Below are 22,690 nucleotides of genomic sequence, written 5' to 3'. Positions count from 1 at the left end.
CTCCTATTTCGTAAATTTTTTAATTAATAGCGTTCAAAATGAATAATTTTATTGATTAGAAACATAATTGGCGCTGAGATTGTCATCACGATTGCTTCACTAAGCATTAATGACCCGTAAATCGTCCAAAAAACCGGTGAGCCAATCGCTTCGTTAGAAATCAAGCATATCATAATCGCAATTAACACCATACTAAGGGTAAACACAATAATATTTACGACCATGCGTTTTTTTTCATCTTTAATCCATTTTGCTGAATAGGCAGTGATTAATAACGCAATCAGCGTTTGTCCACCACCAAAGATAACATCTAAGATACCTCCTTCAGAAAATAATAAATTAAAGAGAACTACCCCAGCAACAACACCCCACAGAAGTTTTTTATTAAAGACAACAAGGTGGTTTAAACTTTCGGACACTCGAAACTGCACAGGTCCTTGCGAAACAGGTGCTACTGCTACTGTCAATATGATATAAAGTGCAGCAATCAGTCCATTAATAACGAGCAATCTTGTTTTAGATTGCGTGTAACTCTTTTCCATTTTTTCTCCTCCTCCTAGTTTTTTTAACGCAGGATGGTACGAATGAACTGCGGTTATTAGATGAATAACGTAACTATCCTACTATGTTATGTCTAATTTGTCAAAATTTTTTTAGTTTTTTAGAGAGATTACTCGTTTTTCTAGTCAATTTAGGATATGATAAACCTTAGTTAATAAAAAAGGAGTGGACCTATGCAACGCACTGAGTGGCATATTATTGTCAATGAATCTGCTGGCTCTGGCAAAGGCAAACGCGTTTTGAATAAAACACGCCATTATTTAATTAATCAACATATTCCTTTTAAAGTTTATTCAACTACGCATGCCGGTCATGAAAAAGAGATTACTCAACAACTAATTTCAACAACCTTAATTGAATGGTCTGCAAATTTAGAGCTGTTTCCGCTTTTAGTCATTATTGGTGGCGATGGAACGCTACACGAGGTTATTAATACCTTGGCAGATTATCCCAATATACCGATTGCTTATTTACCAGGTGGCTCGGGAAATGATTTTGCTAGAGGAGCAAACATCTCTCGAAGAACACTTAAAGCGTTAAAACATATTGAGGCAACAACACAACCTAAATCACTACATCTCGTGAAGGCCTACAATCAGCAAACAAAACAAAATTACTACGGAGTCAATAATCTTGGTATTGGATTAGATGCTGCTATCGTTAAACAGGCTAATTCATCACAGGCAAAAGGCAACTTAAATCGCATGCATCTTGGTGCTTTAGCCTATCTTTTTGCTTCCATAAAAGTCTTACGTGAGCAACAACCATTTCCAGTCGATGTAACATTTGACCAAAAAAAGCAATCATTCAAACGTGCCTATTTATGCACAGTCACTAATCATCCCTATTTTGGTGGTGGTGTGGCAATTGATCCAACTGCGAACGTCCTTGAACCAAAACTTAGTTTAGTAGTTGTTGAGCGCATTTCATTTATTAAAATACTTGGTTTAATTTGCCGTCTATTATTGAAGACTCATCTATCCTCACGACATGTCAATCATTTTAAGGCTTCAACTTTTGAGATTTCTACAAACGAGTCCGTCTATGGCCAAATTGATGGAGAGGAGCTCGACAAAGAAGACTTTCATTTAACCTTCTCAATCGCACAACGTTTATTTTGGCAATAAAAGAACCAGTAATTTCCTATTTATAGGCTGATTACTGGTTCTTTTTACATATAGTGATAAGGTGTTTGACCATTCATTCCAATCATTGGGTCAATCATTTCCTTTCTAACGAGCTCAAGGGTTAAAATGGTCGATGCTACTTCTTCATCAACCACCACGGTATCGGTCTCATCCAAAGCTAAACTTTCCTGAACAACCTGTTGAGCAACAGGGATTGGTGACGCTTTAGTAGAGATATCTTTCACTAGCTCTGCTTGAACTTGATGACTTTTTTCTTTATCATAAGCGGCCAAAGTCTCTTCTTCCTTGATTAGTGTCAGTTCATCAGTTTCTACTAAACGTTGAGCTAACGTTGTTTGACGAGGAACCATTTCTTTCTCAATTGCTTGTTTAAACGCGTCGTACTCACCAAGTAAAATTAGTATATCTCGACTTCTTGTGACCGCTGTATACAATAATTTCCGTTGTAACATCCGCCCGTATTGTTTTACCATGGGTAAGATAACCATTTTAAATTCGCTACCTTGGGCTTTGTGAATGGAACAAGCATAGGCTAAGGTAATTTTATTCCATTCATTCCGTTTATAAACAACTTCTGTTTCATCAAATAATAAAACTAACTCATCCACTTTATCTTCAGTTTCTTTTGCTAGATTAATCCCAACAATCTCACCAATATCACCATTAAATACATTAAATTCCGGGCTATTCACAAGATGCAAGATTTTATCGCCAATACGATAGACTTTATCTAGCCATTGGACTTCTTTACGTCCTTGAGTATCATTTCCATTTAAAATGGCTTGCATCATTTGGTTTAAATTATCAATTCCTGCTTGACCTCGATACATCGGGGCCAATACTTGGACATCTTGCTTAGAAAACCCCTTTGTTTTGGCGCGAACAACGACTTGTTCAATCACTGATTCAATTTGATTGGCATGACAAGTGATGAATGACCGATCTTTTTTATTTTCTAACAAATCGGGGGGTGTCTGACCGTTTTTAATGCCATGGGCTAGAGAAATAATTGTTGACCCATCTTCTTGACGATAAATATCTGTCAACTCATGCTTAGGAATATCCTGAATTGACAATAAATCCGTTAAAACTTGACCCGGTCCCACTGAAGGTAATTGATCTTTATCTCCTACAAAAATAACTTGCATCGATGCTGGTAACGATTTTAACAACGTATTGGCCAACCAAGTATCGACCATCGACAACTCATCCACAATCAATAAGCCACCTTCTAATTCACGAGCTTCCTCTAACGGTTCATTCTCACGACCAGTCAAACCTAACAAACGATGAATTGTACTTGCCGGCAAGCCAGTCATCTCATTCATTCGCTTCGCCGCTCGTCCAGTTGGTGCTGCAAGTAGGATTGGAAAAATATCTTGCGTATAGTCCGATGGGTCTAGTGATAAGCCATTTAATTCAGCGTAGAGAGTGACCAGACCGTTGATAACCGTTGTTTTACCAGTACCAGGTCCACCAGTTAAAATAAAAAAATGTGACATAATTGCTTGTTTCAGAGCTTCTCGTTGTGATTCACCGTATGTGATATTATACAACTGCTCAATTCGATTAATATTTTTATCGACATCTTTTTCTTTATACGGTAATTTTTTATTCTTAGTCAGTAAACGACGGAGTGATGTAGCGATTCCGACTTCTGAAAAGTATAATGATTTTTCATAAATCTTCGTCCCTTCTTGAACAATTCGACCCTCACGTGCCATCTGGATAATTTCTTCTGCGATTAGATCGGCGGGTATTTCTACCGAGCGACTTGCTTCTAACGTTGTTTGTGCCACTTGAAGTAATTGACGGGCTTCGAAATAAGTATTACCAGTTGATAAGCAGCTTTGAAATAATTCATGAATCACTGCTGCTTGAATTCTCTGGGGTGCCTTTGCCGAAATCCCCATTTGTTCCGCTAAATTATCCGCTTTTTTAAATCCTACACCCTCGATATCTTCAACTAATTGGTAAGGATTTTCTTGAATAGTTTTAAGTGTTTCTGATTTATAGTACTGGTAGATAGCAAACGCTAATTGGTTACCAAAACCATATTGATTTAAACTAATAACAGCTTGCTCCATACCATAATTTTGACGTAGTGTTTCTAGAATAACTGTCCGTTTTTTTTGATTTAAGCCAGGAACTTCTAGTAAAACATCCGGCTCTTCAATAATCCGATTCAGGGCTTCCAAACCTAACGTATCAACAATCGTTTCCGCTGTTTTTTTGCCAATCCCTGTAAATTTAGCACTCGACAAATAAGCAATAATCCCTGCCGAAGAACTGGGTTTTTCTTGTTCATAGCTATCAACTTTTAGCTGCTCACCGTATTTTGGATGTGTCACAATATCTCCATAAAAACGGTACAGTTCTTCTTCTTGAATTTGACCAAATGTTCCCGTAACGACTATCTCTTGTGCAGTGTAATTGGTATTCGTGTCTTTAACATTGACTAGCATGACTTTATAAAAATTAGTAGCATTTTCATAAAAAATCGCTTGGATTTGACCAATAAGGTACTTTTTTTCTTCCAATTCTTCTAGCACACGCGACACACTCCTTTAACTAATTTAAAAATGATACATCATTCCAACGTTCAAGCGTAAATTTTTGTTGTTGATACTCTAAAATGGTCAAACTATTATTGTCTAGCGTCCCTTGCTTTCGACTATCTACTAATGGTGTGCCGATTAATGTCTGGATACAAGCGGTAAGAGCCATGCCATGACCAACAAATAAAATATGATCGGTCTCATCAGACTGACGAACAATTGATTTTACAAACTCAGTACTACGAGCAATTAACTCAGGAAACGATTCACCGTTAAAAGCTGTCGGATCATAATCAGCCGGTGCGTGCATCATCGCCTTCATTTCAATTGGATAAGTAGCGTTAGCAATGGCAATGGCTTCACCTTCCAACTCACCAAATCCCATTTCACGTAATGGCTCAACGTAGACAACTTTAGGTTGTTCTGTCAATTCACGACAGATTTCCAAAGTTGTTGCTTCCGTACGTAATGCTGGACTTGAGTAAATAGCTGTAAACGGGACATCAGCTAGATAGCGGCCTAATTTTCGACTATCCTCAAAACTCTGAGGCAATAATGGCGAATCCCCCATACGCCCTTGTAATTGTTTTGTCTGGTTCCACTCCGTTTTACCATGGCGTGTAAAATATAATTTCACCGAATCAACCTTTCTTTTTAGCTTAATTTATCGTTTTCGTAGATATGTGTTTTTTCGAGACCAATAAAATTTTGTTGTCTCAACGCTTCATAAATCACGATAGCTGCCGTATTCGATAGATTTAACGACCGAACATGCTCATCGTTCATTGGTAAACGTAAGCAATCCGACTCATGAGCCCTCATAAATTCTTCTGGCAACCCCGTTGTTTCTTTACCAAAAATAAAATAGTGATTCCGATTATCATTATAATCGACCTCGCTATATGTTTGACGAGCAAATTTAGTAATTAGATGTAATGGTTCACCCTTAATTGACTCTAAAAAGGCATCTAAATTAGGGTAATAGTGAATATTAACATCATGCCAATAATCGAGTCCTGCACGCTTTAAATGCTTATCGTCTGTGGAAAACCCTAGTGGTTCAATTAAATGTAGTGCCGTGTTTGTTGCGGCACAAGTACGAGCAATATTTCCCGTATTTGCAGGGATTTGAGGTTCAAATAAAACAATATGATTCATCTATATTAACTTCTTTCTATCAATAATTTTATTAGTAGTTCGTCTATTTTAACATAAAAAAAAACGTATCGCCTCGGTGTCAATTCACTGCGAGTCGCTACGTTGATGGGTCGCCACCTCACCAACTTTTATCAGAACAGGAATCTGATAAAAATCGTTGAAAATGACTTTTACTCATTGTAACACTGATATGTGAAAAGAGCAACCATATTTTTGAAAACTAAGCTTTTTTAGCAATTAGAATTTTCACATCAACGGTTAATTCTTTAAAAGGGTGATTTAATGCATATTCTTTAGCCGCTTGACTTGCACCCCACATTAACGGCGACATTCCGAGCATATGCTCATAATTTTCAGATGTCACTGGGACTGTATAGGTACATCTTTTTTCATCAATTATTTTCATACTATCTTGAAATTTATTGTAAATTTTTTCATTACTATAATTTTGCTTGTCTTCTTTATCACGATAAAATAACATTCTCATTTCTTTTAAATAATTTTGTTCGGGAATAACTTTGATTACTAACCCATCATTGGTTAGGACGCGTGACATTTCATCATAATGGCTAGGTGAGAAGATATTTAGCAAACAATCGACCGATTGATTTTGAAATGGCATTGCTGTAATATCACCAACAAACCAAAAGCCATCAGACGCATAATCACTAGCCAATAAAACACCATCTTTCGATAAATCAAAGCCAATAGCAGCATCAACGTTGTCTAAACCTTTAATTAATTCAATTAAGAAGCTTCCTTCACCACACCCCATATCGACGATGACTTGGTGTTGATATTCTTTTAATATTGCTTGAAGTGTCTTAATGATTGGTTGATAAAGACCTGATTGAATCATGAAACGTCGATGTTCAAGCATTTCCTTATCGTAATCACTACTAACATGATGATCTGGAAAGTGAATTGTCCCTTTTTTTGATAAATTATACCGATGATTATTCACACAACCTAGCGACTGTACATCAACTAGCTGTAATTCCTCATGGCATTTAGGACACTCGAATAAGTCAGGTTGAGCTGCCAAAAATTCTTGGGCATATGTCATTTTTTTCTTTAGCATAGGATACCTCATTCTCTTTTAATCCATTTTATCATAACATAATTTTAACTCAGTTTTCGTCTCTTTATGATATACTGAAATAAATAAAGTGATTAAATCATTTGGAGGCTTACAACTGTGATTATTAAAGAATTTTGTGCTGAAAATTTTACACATATTCCGCGTGCTATCGCTGCTGGTGCCAATCGTATTGAGTTATGTGATAACTTGATTGTTGGTGGTACAACTGTCAGTAAAGGTGTTATGACCGCTGCTGCTGATTATTGTGCCGAAAAAAAATACCACTCATGGCATTAATTCGCCCAAGAGGTGGAAATTTTGTTTATACAGATTCCGAATTAAAAATAATGGAAACCGATATTTATGACGCAAAGCAATTAGGTGTTGACGGCGTCGTTTTTGGTTGCTTAAATGAGCGACAAACCATTGACGAAGAAGCTATGTTCATGCTTTTAGAAGCTGCTGAAGGGATGCAAGTCACTTTCCATATGGCTTTTGATGTCCTATCAAAAGATGAGCAATTCAAAGCAATCGATTGGTTAGCTAATCATCAAGTCGATCGAATTTTAACACATGGTGGTCCAAGTTCCTTTCCGATTGAGCAACACCTCGAATACATTAAAGATTTGATGTCTTATGCTAATAACCGTATCACAATTTTACCTGGTGGTGGTATCTCTTTCGAAAACGCTGATAGTATAGTCTCATTCTTAAATACCAAAGAAATTCATGGCACGCGTATTGTAAATTTAGATTTTCTTTAAACGAAACCCCTCAAACAACGGTAACTATCGTTCCGATTGCTTGAGGGGTCTCATTTTTATTGACTTTTTGTTAGTTTTAACCAACAAAAAAATTCATAAATAAGCCTGCAATATTAAAATAAATTAACACACTTGTTAAATCGCTTAACGTCGTAATAAACGGGCCACTCGCCACCGCCGGATCAAACCCCAAACGCTCCATCAACATCGGAATGAGACTACCAGCTAAGTTTGCAACAATAATCGCACAGAGCATCGCAATGCCAATGACAAACCCCAAAATAAAGTTATGCTTCCAAAAACCAACAACAATAAAAATAACTAATCCAGTAATTAAACCTGTCAGTAATCCTGTCAGTAATTCTGAGATGACTAATTTGAAAAAACTTTCATCTTTATCATCTGATACAGCCAAACGCCTAACAGCAACCGCTAGCGACTGCGTACCAGCATTTCCAGCTGTCCCCGTAATCAAAGAAATGAAAACCGCTAAAATCGAGGCTTCACTAATTAACACTTCGTAATGGTTTATTAACGTAGCAGTTGACATCCCTAAAAAAAGTAAGGTAATTAGCCATGGTAAACGTTTTGAGGAGGCTTTTAATGGGTTTTCTGTTGTTTCATCAACATTAACCCCGGCTAACCCTGAATAATCACTCGTTGCTTCGTCATCAATAACATCAATAATATCATCAACCGTAATAATCCCTAAAAGGTTGTCTTCGTAGTCAATAACTGGAACTGCTAACAAATCATAATCACGAATAACTTGAGCAACATCTTCTTGATCATCCGCAACTTTTACCGATATCACCCGCTCATTCATTAAGGTTTCAATCATCTCATCATCTTCACCCACTAACAAATCCCGTAGTGAAATAACGCCAACTAAACGTTCTAATTCATCGACAACATAAATATAATAGATAATTTCGGCATTTTTGGCTTTCTTTTTCAATAGATTCAAGGCTGATTTAATTGTTTGATTCGCAACAATCGCCACATATTCTGTAGTCATGATGGAACCAGCAGTTTCATCTTCATAATGTAGTAATTCTTTTAAGTCTAACGCTTTTTCTGAAGCCATGATACTCAAATATTGCGCTAGTGTTGGCTTATCTAATTGTTTTAAAATATCCGCCGCATTATCTGGATACATGCTCGCAAGCATCGCTGCTGCATAGCTTGGTCTCATTTCAGCCAGATATTCTTGGACATCTTCTTCCTCTTCTTCAATCATATCAAACATATCCGCTAGTTCGGTTGGTGATAAAAAACTATAAACTGTCTGACGTTCTTCATCAGACAGTGACAAATAAAACTGGCCTTGTTCATAAACATGCCAATCCAAAAAAATGTCCCTAAACTGTGAGATATCTCCTTGATGAATCAGTGATCGAAGGGCATTAAATTGCTCCTCTATTTCGATTGCTTCAGTCATATTAGAGCCTCCCTTTTTTTAATTAATCAGTCTGGCCATATCAGTTGGCAAAGGTTGTTGAATCTCAATTTTTTCTTTAGTAAATGGATGGTCAAATACTAAACGTCGACAATGCAAGGCTTGGCGAGTAATACCAAGATCACAATTCCCGTCATACATGTTGTCACCTAGTAAAGGACAACCAAGGGCCGAAAAATGGACACGGATTTGGTGTGTTCGGCCTGTATGTAGTTGAACATCGACTAAAGCGACTTGTTCTGTGCGTTGGACAAGTTGATATTCTGTTAGCGCACGTTGCCCCGTCGCAATCACCTGACGTTTAATTAAGGATGTCATATCACGACCTATTGGTAAATCAATCATCGCCATCTTTTCTAGCGTTTCTATCCGACCGCTAACTAATGCCATGTAATGTTTTTTCAAACGACCATCTTGTAACTGTTTATCTAACATAGCATGCGCGAAACCATGTTTAGCAAACAACATTAATCCAGTTGTATCACGGTCGAGCCGAGTTACAACATGAATAATTCGATTCACATAATTCTGCTGATTATAATAATATTTCACACGATTGGCCATAGTACCATTAGGATGATATTGCGCCGGAATCGATGCAACACCTGAAGGCTTATTAACCACAAGGATGTGGTCGTCCTCATACACAATATCAAGAATCGACGCATAAGGCAACATTGTCTCATGCTCTCCTTCATCGGGAATAATCACGGTGACGACATCATGAACTTGAACAAAATGTCGGACTGTCCGCTCAACACCATTGACTAATAGTGTGCCACCTTGAAATTTAATTTTAGCTAATAGTTTTTTTGAGACACCCTGTTGTCGCAAAAACGTTTTTAATAAAATTTCTTGTTCTGTTACTATCCACTCAAACTTCATCAATCGTCATCCTTCACTGTCCCAATAAAGGCATCATTCACTCGACTCCAAAAATGTGTGTGTCGATATGACACAAAATGAATACGCTTTTGTGATAAAGCAAGCTTTAAAGAACAAAGATTTCGATATTGACGAACATAATGGTCAAGATGTAACTGATAGTGGTCGTCTTGTTTTAATTCAATCGTAATCCACTCATCAGGCGCAATTATCATCGGTGAGCCTAGTGAACGGTACACTCGATTATTGATTGACGCAATCTCATTTAATTGTAGAGCATTCACTCGTGGATGGACAACTGCACCTCCAAGACTCTTGCTATAAGCAGTTGATCCCGTTGGGGTTGAGACAGATAATCCGTCACCTCGATACATTTCAAAGCAATCATCTTTAATAGCGACTTTTGCCACCATTGTTCGTACAGTATTTCTAATTGTGGCTTCATTTAAAACAGTTTGGACTTCACTTGCTGTACCATCGTTAAATGTCAGTTGTACATCAAGTAGAGGATACGACACACTCTGACCTTGATCTTCTTGTAAACTAGAAACTAAAAGTCCTAATTCGTAGTCACGCCAGTCAGTATAAAAACCTAAATGACCAGTATGGACACCAATAAATCTGACATCATCAATCAAATGATGATATTTATGAAAGGCGCTAAGCAGTGTTCCGTCGCCACCAACCGTAATCACAACTGTCGGTTGTTCTTGATTGATTGGAATTTGAGCATTAGCTAATAAGCGCATTAACTCCGCTGCAACTTCTTTTGATTTTTTCGCATGGTTTGACACTATTGCTACTTTCACTGGTCTAAATCTCCCTTCTCTTGCTCATAATCCAATCCAAATTTCCTTAACACTTTACGATAAGAGAATAATTGTTGAGCATCCTGAATTTCATTACGAATTTGTGACATTTCTTCATCAAGCAAATAAGCTGCTTCAGCAGTTCTTTTTAATCGTTGATTGATTTCTTCAGGAAATTCACCCTGGTATTTATAGTTTAAAGAATGTTCAATCGTTGCCCAAAAATTCATTGCTAACGTTCGAATTTGAATTTCCACATAAATATTTTTTTCACCAGTAATCATTTGTACTGGATATTTTAGTATTAAATGGTAAGACCGATACCCACTTGCTTTTTTATTTGTAATATAGTCACGTTCTTGCACAATCTGAAAATCATTACGTTGACGTAATAAACCAACCACTTCGTAAATATCTTCAACAAACTGACACATCACACGTAAACCAGCGATATCCTGCATGTCATCTTGCAAACGTTCTATGGGAATGCCACGTAATTTGGATTTAGTGACAATACTATCAACAGGTTTGACGCGACCTGTCACAAATTCAATTGGTGTGTGTAAGTTCTTATCTCGAAACTGTGTGCGAATACTTTTTAATTTTACTTTTAATTCAGCTACTGCCTGTTCATAGGGTTCTAAAAACAAGTCCCAATCTCGATTCATTAATTATCTCCACCTTTTTCCGTCAACTTTCAGCCTTTATTTTAACATAAGTTTTTGCAAAAAGTTAGTCACCCTCAACAGACTATTCATTGTTTTTTTCTTAAAAAAAAGTTACTCTAAACATGAGGTGATAATATGGGAAAAGAAAATGAAATTGAATTTAAAAATCTGTTAAGTAAATCTGATTATGAGCGATTAATAGAGCAATATAACGTCCCACAAGCTTTATCGATTAAACAAACAAATTATTATTTTGATACAAAAGATGCTCGATTACAGCACTCAAAAATGGGACTTAGAATTCGTCAAACGCCAACAAAGAATGAATTAACGCTCAAAATCCCTACACAGACAGAACATACATTAACTGAACTAACAGATAACTTATCAGATGAGGAAGTCGAACAATTTTTATCACACAAACTGACTAAAGATGTATCGACAGTTTTAACTTATTTAGCCAATATGGGTATTGCTCCAACTGATCTACTATCCATTGGCAATTTAATGACAGATCGCTTAGAGATAAAACTTGATAATCATCATTTACTAGTACTTGATCATAGTTTTTATTCTGATATCGAAGATTATGAGTTAGAGATGGAAGTGACTGATGAAATCACTGGCGAACAATTTTTCTTGAATTTTTTAGATCGTCATCAATTACCTAGACGTGAAGCACCAAAAAAAATTGCCAGAATGTTGCAAACCAGTCAGAAGTATTAGACAAATAGTCTGATATTTATTCACAAGTGTATTATTTTGAGATTCCTTTATCTTTTGTTATATTTTAGTTAATAATATTTGGTATTATTTAGCGTCACGAAAGTTAGGGGAGAAAGACATGATTGAAATCTACTTATTTATTAACCCACTCGACGAACGTAGTTTTAACTTAGAAAAAAAATTTTTAAACTTTATAAAAGCAGACAGTGATTGGATTCAACTACGTTGGATTCCAATCCTAAATCCACAAGTGCTTCAGCGTTATTTATTAGACAACCATTTAAACAAAAAAAATTTAATCTTTCGTAATCAACTTTTTGAACTACTTTATACAACATGCCTAGACTTCAAAGCAGTACAACTACAAGGCCAAGCCCTAGCCAAACAATTTTTAATGCAACTACAAAAAAAGATTTTATTAGAAAAAAATGATTATACTGATAATTTGATTGAACAGATTCTAAATGATTTAGGTGTTGATTTAGATGCCTTTATCGTGGATCGTCAGTCACAATTAATTATTGACTTTTTCCAAATGGATCAACAAATCGCACATGAAATGAAAGTTGAGCGTTTTTCAAGTGCCGTCATTTTTAATTATGCAACTGATGATAACTTTGGCATTTTATTGACCGATGATACACCTGATGATATTATCCAATCTTTATTAGAGCCTGATGTACAACAAATTAAACCAAACCTTGGGCCTTACTACAGTTTATTACAAAAATAAAAATCAGCCATTTAACTTGAACTGTTAAATGGCTGATTTTTTAATTTAAAACGTAGCAACTAATGCTTCTAATTCATTTAGACGTGCCTCAAAGACTTGCATTGCTTCTTCAATATAAGCAGCCTGTGTCATATCAACACCTGCTTTTTTCATCACTTCAATTGGGTAATCACTGCTACCAGCTTTTAAGAAATTAATGTATTTCTCTAAAGCTTCTGGTTCTTTTTTCACAATTTTATCAGCTAAAGCAGAAGCAGCTGAGAAACCAGTCGCATATTGATACACATAATAGTTATAGTAGAAATGAGGAATTCTTGCCCACTCATCCGCAATCTCAGGGTCACGTGCGACACTATCTCCATAATACGTTGCATTCAATTGACCATAGTAATCAGATAAGTATTCACTTGTTAATGGAATACCTTTTGCATCTTCAGTATGAATAAAATGCTCAAATTCAGCAAATTGAGTTTGACGGAAAATCGTTCCTTTCACGCCATCTAAATAATGATTTAAAATGAAGGCACGAACTTTCGGATCCTTTTCTGTTTCCAATAAATGCTCTGTTAAAATATTTTCATTTGTTGTTGACGCGATTTCAGCTAAGAAAATTGAATAATCGCCGTAAACATACGGTTGCGATGAGCGTGTATAGTAACTATGAACACTATGACCTAACTCATGTACCAACGTATAAAGGTGATTAATACTGTCATGCCAGTTTAATAAAATGTATGGTTTGGTATCATAGCTTCCTGATGAATACGCCCCACTGCGTTTTCCTTTGTTTTCAATCACATCAATCCAACGGTCTTTAAATGACTCTTTTAAGATTGACCCGTATTCTTCTCCTAAAGGTGCTAATGCTTCTAAAGTTTTTTCTTTCGCTTCGTCGTATGTGTATTTGATTGGTGCATCACCTAAAACTGGAGTGTATAAATCATACATATGTAATTCATCAACGGCTAGTAATTTTTTACGTAACGCCACATAGCGATGTAGTAATGGTAGATTTTTGTGAACAACATCTAATAACGTGTCATATACTGCTTCCGGAATATGATTATTGCTAAGAGCTGCTTCACGTGCCGAAGAATACTTTCTCACTTTGGCACTAAAATTATGTTTTTTAACATGTGAACCTAATGTGCTAGCAAATGTATTGCGGAATTGATGATACACACTATATAAGCCTTCAAACGCATCTTTACGGACTTGACGATTCGTACTTTCCATTAATTGACCGTAGACACCACTTGATAATTCGACTTTATCGCCGTTGTCATCTGTTACAACTGGAAAGACTAAATCCGCATTATTTAAAATAGAGAAAGTATTACTTGATGCGTCAAAAATTTCACTCGCACCAGCCAATAATTCTTCTTCTGACGATGATAAGACATGTGCGCGATTATCTGTCATTTGCTTAACAAAGTAACGATAGACACTTAATGCATCATTATCAGCAAAATAACCATCAATCATATCATCTGATAAAGTTAAGACTTCTGGTTGAAACCAAGCAACTGCTTCACCAGCTTGAGCAGCTAACGTACTCGCTTTAGCGTAAAGTGTTTGATACTCTGTATTTGCTGTATCTTGGTCATTTTTAAGATGTGAATACACATAGATTTTTTCAACCTGACGATAGACGTCTAAAACGTACTCAATGGCTTTTAAAAAGGCATCTGCTCCGTCTTTTAATGTATGTTGATAATTTTTTGCTTGATTAATCAAGTCAGTTGTTTCTTTGAATGCTGCCTCAACATCTGATTCTTGTTTAAAAATATACGTTAAATCCCATGTTTTTTCTTCAGGTAGGTCTTGACGATTTGGTAATGATTTTGCTTCTGTCATAAAGTAGTACCCCTCTCATCATTCTAATTTAATCTGACTATATCATATCATATTCTCATTATTATGAAATAATTAAAACACTATTTTTCGCTATTAATCACATTTTATTATTTTAATTATTAGAAAAGTAATAAAACTATGATAAATATATCGCAACTAAAAGACGTTGTTAATTGTCAAAAAAGTTATAGGTGGCTACTGGATAGCTATTCTCCAAGATATTCCCAAGTTGCTTGTGATTCTTGGTATTGAATCATGTCTTGTTGCCCTAAAATTAAGCAATAACTCATAACAACTTGTTCCAGCAATCGATAAGGCTGAATCAACGTTGCTTGATTAGCTACTTGTCGGATTAATGGTAAAGACATCAGACTAGTCACTAATTGAGCGACTGTCCCTTTACCCACTCTCCTCATATAAACTAAACTTTCATAACGGATAATTAACTCCGTTTCACCAAAAATAACATGCGTTAAATCGGGGACCATTAAATAATTAGGTAGTGTTCGAAGATTTAATCCCCGTTCATAAAAATATGCTTGAAGCACCATTATCGAGGACTCCTTTTTAGTTAAACGTTGGTTCCAGTTAGTCCTGCGATAACAGGCATCCCCTAATGGGCCATGTGTGGTTTTTAAGAGCAGATAATTTAAGTGCGGTGCTTTTAATAAAGATACCAAACTCTCTTCTTTTAAAGACCAACTAGCTTCTTGATAAGTCAAATGACCATGACAGTATCGAATATAATAAACCAGTTTTAATTCTAGCGTTAAAACGTCGACACCCCATAAATAAAAACCTAACGTGTTAGATAATCTTAGACAGTGAATTTGTAATGTCGATAGTTTTTTTAATGGGCGTCTGACAAATAACTCTCGCCCTAACAACCAACAAACATAATAACCATGTCGCTGATAGGTTTGCGAACGTTCAATAAAACGTGACAACGCTAATTGACTGCATTGAAATTCAATGGCAATTTTGGGAACAATCAGTACATCAGGCCGTTGATTTAACGTTGGTAAATATGCTTCTAATTGATACTCATGTTGATAATGACGACAATTTTGAGCAATGATGGCTTTACCAGTTAGATGCTCCTGACTTTCACTTTCGGCAAAACTATCACAGTGTTGTTTAGACTTATGGGCAAAATGCGACATTAACTGCGAACCATTTTTTAAACATAGCAAAGACCCGCAGCAACAACAGTACCATTTCTTATCTCGTAATAATTCAATATCCTTTTTTTTCATTTGCGTCAAATCAACTAATTCACCATCTTGACCTTTACCTAGTAACATCAATCTCACCCTTTCAATTAAAAGTTTCGCTAAATTTGGCTAAAAATACTTGAAATCCCAAACCTTCTACCGGATACTTAATATCATAAAAGAAAGACGTAAAGTGAGGAGTCGCTATGTACCATGTATTAAAAGAAAAAATCATTGCTGCTAGTCAAGACATTGGCATCGATAAAATCGGCTTTACAACAGCTGATCCTTTTGACCATTTGAAAGATAGCTTGGAAGAACAAAAAGCCAATGGTCATACGACGGGATTCGAACACCCTATTATTGACGAACGACTTTACCCTGAATTGATTTTTGATCAACCACAGTCAATTATTTCAATTGCTCTCGCATATCCGACACGTGCCAAAAATCGGCCGCAAGCCATTCGTGGTGAAAAAAGAGGACGTTTTGCCCGAGCATCATGGGGCACAGACTATCATCATATTTTACGTGACCGTCTAGACAAGTTAATGGCCTTTATTAGAGAAGCCTGTGATAACGATGAGTCAATTACCTTTAAACCAATGGTCGATACGGGGGAATTAATCGATGTGGCCGTTGCCCAAAGAGCAGGACTCGGATTTATCGGCAAGAATGGGCTACTAATCACAGAAGAATTTGGTTCGTATGTCTATCTAGGTGAGATTATTACCAATATTCCGTTTGAACCGGATACTCCAATTGCTAACCAATGTGGAGACTGTACGAAATGTATTGATTTTTGTCCAACCTCTGCTCTACTAGGTGATGGACGAATGAATGCAACTAAATGTTTATCTTATCAAACTCAGACAAAAGGCTTTATGCCTAAAGAATACCGACCTAAAATTAGAACGATTATCTATGGATGCGATATTTGCCAGGAAGTTTGTCCGTTTAATAAGGGTAAAGACTTTCATTTCCACCCCGAAATGGAACCTGATCCTGATATCACTCAGCCTTTACTGAAACCACTCTTAACTATTTCAAATAAGGAGTTTAAACAACGCTTTGGGACACTCGCTGGTTCATGGCGGGGTAAAAAACCGATTCAGCGTAATGCTATTATCGCTTTAGCCAATGCGAGAGATAAAACTTGTTTACCAAATTTGCTTCAATGTATTGAGCAAGACCCACGTCCAGTTATTCGTGGGACAGCTGCCTGGGCATTAAGCCAAATTGCACCAACGAATCAAGAAGTGAAAAATTTTTTAGAAGACTATTTAGCTAAAGAAACCGATGATGACGCACAAATTGAATTTTTGGATGCTATTGCGCATATGAACGAACAAATAATACTCACCAAACAAAACAAAAGCTAGCGAGGCAGACTATCTCATCTCCCTCACTAGCTTTTTTAATCATCAAATGCTTCTAATGCTAATGATGCTTCTTCCCATTGTTCAAGCAACTTATCTTGTTCACTATAGTGTGTCTCCAACTCTTGATTTAATTTTTGTAAACCAACATGGTCTTCAATATACTCAGGTTTCTCCATCTCTACTTGCAGTATCTCAATCTGAGTTTCAAGAGCTTGCATCGCTTCTTCAATCGTCGCAACTTGACGTTCTAATTGACGACGTTCCCTTTGTTTCTTCTTATCTAGTTCAAAATTTTTCTTTGTATCAGTAGCTTGCTCCATAGACTCTTGTACATCATTAGCCAATAAAGCTGCCACATGTTCTTCTTCCAATTTTTTTTCCACATAATAGTCATAATCACCATGATATAAAGTACTACCCTCTGGTGACAACTCTAAAACACTCGTTGCAATACGATTAATAAAGTAGCGGTCATGCGACACAAAAAGCAATGTACCATCATAGTCAATCAGAGCGTCTTCTAAAACTTCCTTGCTATCAATATCTAAATGGTTCGTCGGCTCATCTAATATCAAGAAGTTATCGCGATGCATGGACAACTTCGCCAATGCAACACGTGCTTTTTCTCCCCCACTTAAAAGTGGAATTGTCTTTTTAACATCTTCACCTGAAAATAAAAAACTACCTAGAATCGTCCGAATATCCTTTTCTGGCGTTGTACGATGTTCGCTCCATAATTCTTCAAGAACGGTTTGATTAGAATGCAGATTGGCTTGTTCTTGGTCATAATAGCCAATATCTACATGATGACCTAACTTCATCCCACCTTGCAAGAAAGGTATTTGTGCCATAATTGATTTTAATAAGGTTGACTTACCAACACCATTAGGTCCAACTAATGCCACTGCCTCTTGCTTACGAATCTGAAAATCAACTGGCTCAGATAAAATCTGATCAGCCTCATATCCTATTGCCGCGTGTTCAACAAAGAGTACTTCTTTTCCAGAAGGACGATTTGAACTAAAATGAAACGTTGCTGACTTATCATCACCAATTGGCTTATCGATTCGCTCCATTTTTTCTAATTGTTTACGTCGGCTTTGTGCACGTTTTGTCGTTGATGCCCGAACTAGATTACGCGCCACAAAATCTTCTAATTTAGCAATTTCAGCTTGTTGCTTATCAAATTCTCGCCATTCTTGCTCTAGACGTTCGGCTTTTTGATCTAAATAGCGACTATAATTACCTTTGTAATGCCACATTTTTCGACGACTAATTTCATATACTTCCGTAACTATTTTATCCAAGAAATAGCGATCATGTGACACAATTAATAATGCACCACGATAATTTTGCAGATAATTTTCTAGCCAACTTAATGTTTCAATATCTAAATGGTTCGTTGGCTCATCCAAAATCAATAACTCTGGACGCTCTAATAACAATCGAGCAAGTGCTAAACGTGTTTTTTGCCCACCTGATAGTGTACTAACAACCCGGTCATAAAAGTCTGTTTTAAAGTTAAATCCGTGTAATACTGACTTTATTTCTGATTCATAACCATAGCCATTAACCTGATCAAAAGCATGTTGCAAAGTTGAATATTGATTTAACAACTGCTCATATTTCACTTCATCGATTGCCTCTTGGCTGGAATAATCAGCAATCTCTTGCTCTTTTTGCCGCAATTGTTTTTCCATTTGACGGACATCATCAAAGACAGTCAACATTTCTTCCCAAACCGTTTTGCCAGATTCTAATCCTGTATGTTGATCCAAATAGCCTATTGTTAATTGTTTTGTTTTAGAGACTGTTCCTAAATCAGGTTCTTCAATCCCTGCTAAAATTTTTAATAAAGTTGACTTACCTGTACCATTACGTCCAACTAAGGCAATCCGACTACGATCTTGAACTTCTAATTGAACATTCTCAAATAACACGTCATCTCCAAAGAGCCTCGCTACTTGGCTTGCTTGTAATAAAATCATTATTTTCTCCACCTTTAATATTCTCAGCTTAGTTTATCATATTTTACCTAATTTTAGGAAAACCTTTCTTGTTAGTTAGTATGCAAGCGTGAGCATCTAGGTTGCTTTTCTCTTATACTAAGGGTATTCTTATAAAGTGAATGTATGAATATGTTAGATTAATTAATCTGTACTCATAAATTAAATTTAAAAGGAGGAAAATCGAATGAAAGAAATGTCGATCCCAAAGGCTACCGCTAGACGACTTCCTTTGTACTATCGCTATTTAAAATTTTTATTTGATTCAGGCAAGCAAAAAGTGTCATCTACCGAATTAAGTGACGCTGTAAAAGTAGATAGTGCGACAATCCGTCGTGACTTCTCATATTTTGGAGAATTAGGAAAACGCGGGTATGGTTACGATGTGGAAAGTTTAATGAATTTCTTTGGAAAAACATTAAATGAAGATATCTTAACGAATGTTGCATTAATCGGTGTTGGTAACTTAGGCCATGCTTTATTAAATTACCGTTTCCACCAAAGTGATAGCATCCGAATTAGCGCTGCTTTCGATGTCAATCCTGATATTGTTGGTCGTATCTTAGATGGTGTTCCTGTGTATTCAGCTGACGAGATGGTTGAACAAATTAAAGCTCAACATATTGATGTCGCTATTTTGACGGTACCATTAGAAGTGGCACAACAAAATGTTGATAAGCTAGTCGAAGCCGGCGTTAAAGGGATAATGAACTTTACACCTGTTCGTATTAATACACCTGATGATGTAATGGTACAGAATGTCGACTTGACTAATGAAATGCAAACATTGATTTATTTCTTATCACACTACAATGATAATAGTGATGCACAAGAATAAAAAAACGCTACTGTCCTCGTGACAGTAGCGTTTTTTTTTAAGAAAATAATTGTAAGCAGACGACCAATGTATTCATACCGGCATGCGTAATAATAGCACTCCAAATTGAGTTTGTCCGCTGATAGATAATAAAAAATAATAAACCTAACCCGCCATATACTAACCAATGACCATCATTATGCATAATTGCAAATAAAAATGAACTAATGCCTGCCGCTAACCAAATTGGCATTCTTTGCCCAAGCCAATTAGTCAAGCTGAATCGAAAGACTAATTCTTCCATAATTGGCCCTGCAATACTGACAGCAATAATATAAAGTGGTGCTTGCTTGACTAACGCCATTATTGTTTGAGTATTTTGTGACTCAATTGGTTGATTAAATAACTGACTATCAAGCTGTGTCAAAACGCCTTGCAAAATTAAGCTCAAAAAAATACCACTAACACCGACTACAATAATTTTCATACGGCTAACTTGTTTTTTTGATTCTGAAAGTGTTCCCTGTTTTGAGGACTTTTTGTATAACCAAATCAAAACAGTCGCTCCTACTAGATAAGTTAGTGCTGTCCCATTTAACACGATATTTCTTGTTTGTCCAAGTACTTGAAACAATAATGGGCTATTTAAAACAGCCAAAAAAATAAAAATTGTCCAAATAGTATTCCGATTAAGTGTCACGTCATCACCCTCATTGTTTAATTGCGTTAAGAATACCATAATTTCGGTAACTTAGAAATTTTTATCATCAAATTACTTGCAAAGTAAAGCTAAACTAGGTATTATAAAAGAGGATTTAGCAGTTAAACTTTTAGACTGCTAAAAAATAAATTTATAAAATTTGTGGAGGGATATATCGTGTTAAAACCATTAGGAGATCGTGTTATCATTTCAGTTAAAGAAGAAGAAGAAAAAACAGCTAGTGGCTTTGTTTTGACTCCTGCTTCTAAAGAAAAATCTCAATCTGGCGAAATTATCGCTGTTGGTGAAGGTCGTACCCTTGACAATGGGACTAAATTACCAGTTTCTGTGTCTGTAGGACAAACAGTCATGTTTGAAAAATATGCAGGTCAAGAAGTAAAATATGACGGACAAGAATTTTTAATTGTTCACGAAAAAGATATTATCGCAATCGTTGAATAAACAAAGATCAACTAATTAAATCAAATAAAAAAATAATTTATGAGGTGACAAAAAATGGCTAAAGATATTAAATTTTCAGAAGATGCACGTAGCGCAATGATGCGTGGTGTGGATACACTAGCAAATATTGTAAAAGTAACTTTAGGACCTAAAGGACGTAACGTTGTTTTAGATAAATCATTTGGTTCTCCTTTAATTACAAATGACGGCGTAACAATCGCTAAAGAAGTTGAATTAGAAGATCGTTTTGAAAATATGGGTGCTCAGTTAGTTGCTGAAGTAGCATCAAAAACAAATGATATTGCTGGTGACGGAACAACAACAGCAACTGTTTTAACTCAAGCTATTGTACGTGAAGGCTTAAAAAACGTGACTGCTGGCGCAAATCCAATTGGTATTCGTCGTGGTATCGAATTAGCAACTAAAAAAGCTGTTGAGGAACTACACAACTTATCTAAAAAAGTTGATTCAAAAGAAGCTATCGCTCAAGTAGCTGCTGTATCTTCTGGTAGTGAAACAATTGGCCAATTAATTTCTGAAGCAATGGAAAAAGTTGGTAATGATGGCGTAATTACAATTGAAGAATCAAAAGGAATTGAAACAGAATTAGACGTTGTAGAAGGTATGCAATTTGATCGTGGTTATTTATCACAATATATGGTTACTGACAACGATAAAATGGAAGCTGTATTAGAAAATCCTTATATCCTAATTACTGATAAAAAAATCTCAAACATTCAAGATATTTTACCTTTACTAGAACAAATTCTACAACAAGGTAAACCATTATTAATTATCGCTGATGACGTTGATGGGGAAGCTTTACCAACTTTAGTATTAAATAAAATTCGTGGTACATTTAACGTAGCTGCTGTTAAAGCACCTGGTTTCGGTGACCGTCGTAAAGAAATGTTACAAGATATTGCTGTTCTAACTGGTGGTACAGTAATCACTGAAGAATTAGGTTTAGATTTAAAAGATACAACCATTGAATCTTTAGGTACTGCTAGCAAAGTTGTTATTGATAAAGATAGCACAACTATTGTTGAAGGTGGCGGTAACTCTCAAGCTATCGCTGAACGTGTATCACTCATTCGTTCACACATTGCTGAAACAACTTCAGACTTTGATCGTGAAAAATTACAAGAACGTCTAGCTAAGTTATCTGGAGGGGTGGCAGTTGTTAAAGTTGGTGCCGCAACTGAAACAGAATTAAAAGAATTGAAACTACGCATTGAAGATGCTTTAAATGCAACTCGTGCTGCTGTTGAAGAAGGTATTGTCCCTGGTGGTGGTACTGCGTTTGTTAATGTCTTATCACATCTAGATGATATTGAAGCTGAGGGTGATGAAGCAACTGGTGTAAGCATCGTCTTACGTGCATTAGAAGAACCTGTTCGCCAAATTGCTGAAAATGCCGGCTTAGAAGGATCAGTCATTGTTGATAAATTAAAACGTGAAAAAGCTGGTATTGGTTATAATGCACGTACAAATGAATGGGTAGATATGATTACTGCTGGAATAGTTGATCCTACAAAAGTAACTCGCTCAGCTCTACAAAATGCTGCAAGTGTCGCTGCTTTATTATTAACAACTGAAGGTGTTATTGCAGATCGACCTGAAAAAGATGCCCCAGGAATGCCTGGCGGTATGGACCCATCAATGATGGGCGGTATGATGTAGTCAAGTAACAAGACTCACT

General features: G+C 36.2%; 20 protein-coding genes and 1 pseudogene. 8 read left to right on the top strand and 13 right to left on the bottom strand.

Features of this window, described 5'->3' with window-relative positions; translation table 11 throughout:
• Window positions 1-23 precede the first annotated feature (23 nt).
• Complete coding sequence (locus BW732_RS07950) at window positions 24-542, bottom strand: QueT transporter family protein (RefSeq protein ID WP_077276246.1); 519 nt, start codon at window positions 540-542, stop codon at window positions 24-26.
• Window positions 543-734: 192 nt separating this feature from the next.
• Here BW732_RS07950 and BW732_RS07945 point away from each other — a divergent pair, with 192 nt between their 5' ends.
• The gene (locus tag BW732_RS07945) at window positions 735-1,688 is read left to right on the top strand and encodes a diacylglycerol/lipid kinase family protein (RefSeq protein WP_077276245.1); all 954 of its coding nucleotides are present in this window, start codon (window positions 735-737) and stop codon (window positions 1,686-1,688) included.
• 44 nt (window positions 1,689-1,732) lie between these two features.
• Here the strand turns inward: BW732_RS07945 and recD2 are convergent, their stop codons facing one another.
• From recD2 to BW732_RS07925, 4 genes are all read right to left on the bottom strand, one after another.
• A complete protein-coding gene (recD2, locus tag BW732_RS07940) occupies window positions 1,733-4,270 on the bottom strand; it encodes an SF1B family DNA helicase RecD2 (RefSeq protein WP_179946090.1) in 2,538 nt (845 codons plus the stop codon).
• Between the two features lie 10 nt (window positions 4,271-4,280).
• The gene (locus BW732_RS07935) at window positions 4,281-4,904 is read right to left on the bottom strand and encodes a histidine phosphatase family protein (RefSeq protein WP_077276243.1); all 624 of its coding nucleotides are present in this window, start codon (window positions 4,902-4,904) and stop codon (window positions 4,281-4,283) included.
• Between the two features lie 17 nt (window positions 4,905-4,921).
• On the bottom strand, window positions 4,922-5,425 hold the full coding sequence (trmL, locus tag BW732_RS07930; protein WP_077276242.1) for a tRNA (uridine(34)/cytosine(34)/5-carboxymethylaminomethyluridine(34)-2'-O)-methyltransferase TrmL: 504 nt from the start codon (window positions 5,423-5,425) through the stop codon (window positions 4,922-4,924).
• Window positions 5,426-5,645: 220 nt separating this feature from the next.
• On the bottom strand, window positions 5,646-6,506 hold the full coding sequence (locus BW732_RS07925; RefSeq protein WP_161485539.1) for a methyltransferase domain-containing protein: 861 nt from the start codon (window positions 6,504-6,506) through the stop codon (window positions 5,646-5,648).
• Window positions 6,507-6,626: 120 nt separating this feature from the next.
• Here BW732_RS07925 and BW732_RS07920 point away from each other — a divergent pair.
• Window positions 6,627-7,270, top strand: a pseudogene (locus tag BW732_RS07920) (copper homeostasis protein CutC).
• A 76-nt stretch (window positions 7,271-7,346) separates the two neighbouring features.
• On the opposite strand, the gene mgtE reads toward BW732_RS07920, so the two are convergent.
• The 4 genes from mgtE to yjbM are packed head-to-tail and all read right to left on the bottom strand — an operon-like array spanning window position 7,347 to window position 11,091.
• The gene (mgtE, locus tag BW732_RS07915) at window positions 7,347-8,711 is read right to left on the bottom strand and encodes a magnesium transporter (protein ID WP_077276240.1); all 1,365 of its coding nucleotides are present in this window, start codon (window positions 8,709-8,711) and stop codon (window positions 7,347-7,349) included.
• 18 nt (window positions 8,712-8,729) lie between these two features.
• On the bottom strand, window positions 8,730-9,614 hold the full coding sequence (locus tag BW732_RS07910; protein WP_077276239.1) for an RluA family pseudouridine synthase: 885 nt from the start codon (window positions 9,612-9,614) through the stop codon (window positions 8,730-8,732).
• Window positions 9,614-10,423 carry an NAD kinase gene (locus tag BW732_RS07905; protein WP_077276238.1) on the bottom strand — a complete coding sequence of 270 codons (810 nt, stop codon included), beginning with the start codon at window positions 10,421-10,423 and terminating at the stop codon, window positions 9,614-9,616. Before BW732_RS07905 ends, BW732_RS07910 begins: the two co-directional genes overlap by 1 nt.
• Window positions 10,420-11,091: a GTP diphosphokinase gene (gene yjbM / locus BW732_RS07900; RefSeq protein WP_077276237.1), complete on the bottom strand. Its 672-nt coding sequence runs from the start codon at window positions 11,089-11,091 to the stop codon at window positions 10,420-10,422. The genes BW732_RS07905 and yjbM overlap by 4 nt, the downstream gene beginning before the upstream one ends.
• Window positions 11,092-11,226: 135 nt before the next feature.
• Between yjbM and BW732_RS07895 the strand changes: the two genes are divergently transcribed.
• Window positions 11,227-11,817: a CYTH domain-containing protein gene (locus tag BW732_RS07895; protein ID WP_077276236.1), complete on the top strand. Its 591-nt coding sequence runs from the start codon at window positions 11,227-11,229 to the stop codon at window positions 11,815-11,817.
• Window positions 11,818-11,935: 118 nt separating this feature from the next.
• Window positions 11,936-12,550 carry a DsbA family protein gene (locus BW732_RS07890; RefSeq protein ID WP_077276235.1) on the top strand — a complete coding sequence of 205 codons (615 nt, stop codon included), beginning with the start codon at window positions 11,936-11,938 and terminating at the stop codon, window positions 12,548-12,550.
• Between the two features lie 45 nt (window positions 12,551-12,595).
• Here BW732_RS07890 and pepF read toward each other — a convergent pair whose 3' ends face one another.
• Both pepF and BW732_RS07880 read right to left on the bottom strand, forming a co-directional pair.
• A complete protein-coding gene (pepF, locus tag BW732_RS07885; RefSeq protein WP_077276234.1) occupies window positions 12,596-14,407 on the bottom strand; it encodes an oligoendopeptidase F in 1,812 nt (603 codons plus the stop codon).
• Window positions 14,408-14,613: 206 nt separating this feature from the next.
• The gene (locus tag BW732_RS07880; RefSeq protein ID WP_077276233.1) at window positions 14,614-15,711 is read right to left on the bottom strand and encodes a competence protein CoiA; all 1,098 of its coding nucleotides are present in this window, start codon (window positions 15,709-15,711) and stop codon (window positions 14,614-14,616) included.
• A gap of 116 nt (window positions 15,712-15,827) precedes the next feature.
• Here BW732_RS07880 and queG point away from each other — a divergent pair, with 116 nt between their 5' ends.
• Window positions 15,828-17,003 carry a tRNA epoxyqueuosine(34) reductase QueG gene (gene queG, locus BW732_RS07875; protein ID WP_077276232.1) on the top strand — a complete coding sequence of 392 codons (1,176 nt, stop codon included), beginning with the start codon at window positions 15,828-15,830 and terminating at the stop codon, window positions 17,001-17,003.
• A gap of 35 nt (window positions 17,004-17,038) precedes the next feature.
• On the opposite strand, the gene BW732_RS07870 is transcribed toward queG, so the two are convergent.
• Window positions 17,039-18,991, bottom strand: coding sequence for an ABC-F family ATP-binding cassette domain-containing protein (locus BW732_RS07870; RefSeq protein WP_077276231.1), 1,953 nt, complete (start codon window positions 18,989-18,991; stop codon window positions 17,039-17,041).
• A 205-nt stretch (window positions 18,992-19,196) separates the two neighbouring features.
• On the opposite strand from BW732_RS07870, the gene BW732_RS07865 reads away from it, so the two are divergent.
• Window positions 19,197-19,847, top strand: coding sequence for a redox-sensing transcriptional repressor Rex (locus tag BW732_RS07865; RefSeq protein WP_077276230.1), 651 nt, complete (start codon window positions 19,197-19,199; stop codon window positions 19,845-19,847).
• Window positions 19,848-19,884: 37 nt separating this feature from the next.
• Here the strand turns inward: BW732_RS07865 and BW732_RS07860 are convergent, their stop codons facing one another.
• Window positions 19,885-20,526 (bottom strand): CPBP family intramembrane glutamic endopeptidase, encoded by a 642-nt coding sequence (locus tag BW732_RS07860; protein WP_161485538.1) that lies wholly within the window; start codon window positions 20,524-20,526, stop codon window positions 19,885-19,887.
• A 177-nt stretch (window positions 20,527-20,703) separates the two neighbouring features.
• Between BW732_RS07860 and groES the strand changes: the two genes are divergently transcribed.
• Together groES and groL are read left to right on the top strand one after the other, a co-directional pair.
• Window positions 20,704-20,988: a co-chaperone GroES gene (gene groES, locus BW732_RS07855; protein ID WP_077276228.1), complete on the top strand. Its 285-nt coding sequence runs from the start codon at window positions 20,704-20,706 to the stop codon at window positions 20,986-20,988.
• A gap of 54 nt (window positions 20,989-21,042) precedes the next feature.
• Window positions 21,043-22,671: a chaperonin GroEL gene (groL, locus tag BW732_RS07850; protein WP_077276227.1), complete on the top strand. Its 1,629-nt coding sequence runs from the start codon at window positions 21,043-21,045 to the stop codon at window positions 22,669-22,671.
• The last annotated feature ends 19 nt before the right edge of the window (window positions 22,672-22,690 follow it).

It is taken from the genome of Vagococcus penaei (assembly GCF_001998885.1).
Taxonomy (GTDB): Bacteria; Bacillota; Bacilli; order Lactobacillales; family Vagococcaceae; genus Vagococcus; species Vagococcus penaei.
This window is presented reverse-complemented; position numbering and strand designations above follow the sequence as displayed.

Coding starts and splice junctions, on each gene's coding strand:
- BW732_RS07950 (WP_077276246.1), bottom strand. CDS start 542: ATGGAAAAGAGTTACACGCAATCTAAAACAAGATTGCTCGTTATTAAT.
- BW732_RS07945 (WP_077276245.1), top strand. CDS start 735: ATGCAACGCACTGAGTGGCATATTATTGTCAATGAATCTGCTGGCTCT.
- trmL (WP_077276242.1), bottom strand. CDS start 5,425: ATGAATCATATTGTTTTATTTGAACCTCAAATCCCTGCAAATACGGGA.
- BW732_RS07925 (WP_161485539.1), bottom strand. CDS start 6,506: ATGCTAAAGAAAAAAATGACATATGCCCAAGAATTTTTGGCAGCTCAA.
- mgtE (WP_077276240.1), bottom strand. CDS start 8,711: ATGACTGAAGCAATCGAAATAGAGGAGCAATTTAATGCCCTTCGATCA.
- BW732_RS07910 (WP_077276239.1), bottom strand. CDS start 9,614: ATGAAGTTTGAGTGGATAGTAACAGAACAAGAAATTTTATTAAAAACG.
- yjbM (WP_077276237.1), bottom strand. CDS start 11,091: ATGAATCGAGATTGGGACTTGTTTTTAGAACCCTATGAACAGGCAGTA.
- BW732_RS07895 (WP_077276236.1), top strand. CDS start 11,227: ATGGGAAAAGAAAATGAAATTGAATTTAAAAATCTGTTAAGTAAATCT.
- BW732_RS07890 (WP_077276235.1), top strand. CDS start 11,936: ATGATTGAAATCTACTTATTTATTAACCCACTCGACGAACGTAGTTTT.
- pepF (WP_077276234.1), bottom strand. CDS start 14,407: ATGACAGAAGCAAAATCATTACCAAATCGTCAAGACCTACCTGAAGAA.
- BW732_RS07880 (WP_077276233.1), bottom strand. CDS start 15,711: ATGTTACTAGGTAAAGGTCAAGATGGTGAATTAGTTGATTTGACGCAA.
- queG (WP_077276232.1), top strand. CDS start 15,828: ATGTACCATGTATTAAAAGAAAAAATCATTGCTGCTAGTCAAGACATT.
- BW732_RS07870 (WP_077276231.1), bottom strand. CDS start 18,991: ATGATTTTATTACAAGCAAGCCAAGTAGCGAGGCTCTTTGGAGATGAC.
- BW732_RS07865 (WP_077276230.1), top strand. CDS start 19,197: ATGAAAGAAATGTCGATCCCAAAGGCTACCGCTAGACGACTTCCTTTG.
- groL (WP_077276227.1), top strand. CDS start 21,043: ATGGCTAAAGATATTAAATTTTCAGAAGATGCACGTAGCGCAATGATG.